General features: G+C 70.5%; 1 protein-coding gene and 1 pseudogene. Both read right to left on the bottom strand.

Going from position 1 to position 658, the window contains the following annotated elements; translation table 11 throughout:
* Positions 1 to 86, bottom strand: an 86-nt coding sequence (locus WU80_RS26010; RefSeq protein WP_156349500.1) for a PPE domain-containing protein, incomplete at its 3' end; no start/stop codon positions are given.
* 482 nt (positions 87 to 568) lie between these two features.
* Positions 569 to 658 (bottom strand): annotated as a pseudogene (locus tag WU80_RS25695) (hypothetical protein); the annotation flags it as partial.

Raw genomic sequence — 658 nt, forward strand, 5'->3', positions numbered from 1 at the left:
GAGGCCGCCATCAACGACCCCGAACCCGGACCCGCATACATCCGCCCGGAATTCACCTCCGGCGGTAACGCCCCGAAGTCAAACACCTGACGAACCGCCCGGTTCGAACGACATGTGTTTCCCTCGCGAGTGGTCTGGCTGGCTGGTTTCAAGCGAATTCGCTCGTTTGCGAAGGCTAGATCGCCGCGAGACGGCGGCGCTGGCGGCGAGCGGCCGGCAGGAAGGCAACCATGCCCTTCGCTGGGCGGCGGGGAGCGTGGCCGACGCGACGCCGGGCGGATGCGCGCGGTGGCGGGCCGCCCGCCTACCTGCGGGAACGGGACGCCGGGCGGATCGCCGCCCATTCTCGGCCCCGCGAAGGTCCGGGCGCGTCAGCCTCGGGGCGGGTTAAAAATCCGGTCGCAGAAAAAGGCCCGCGCCGCGTTCATCATGGCGACGCTGCGAGCCGGCCCGGACCGGGCACGCCGCAGCCGCATGCCCGATTCGTCGCCGCATAGCGAAACACGCTTTAGCGCGGCACTTTTCGCGCGCTAAAGCGTGTTCCGGCGGTGCTGAGAGTAACCGGCGGCTATCCGGCGAAGGGGGGTCGGGCCATGACGGTGGGGCGGAATCCGTATCGGGGGCCGGCACCGGCGTGGGTGCCGCTGCCGACGCCGGC

The organism is Mycobacterium sp. UM_11 (assembly GCF_001414075.1).
Lineage (GTDB): Bacteria > Actinomycetota > Actinomycetes > Mycobacteriales > Mycobacteriaceae > Mycobacterium.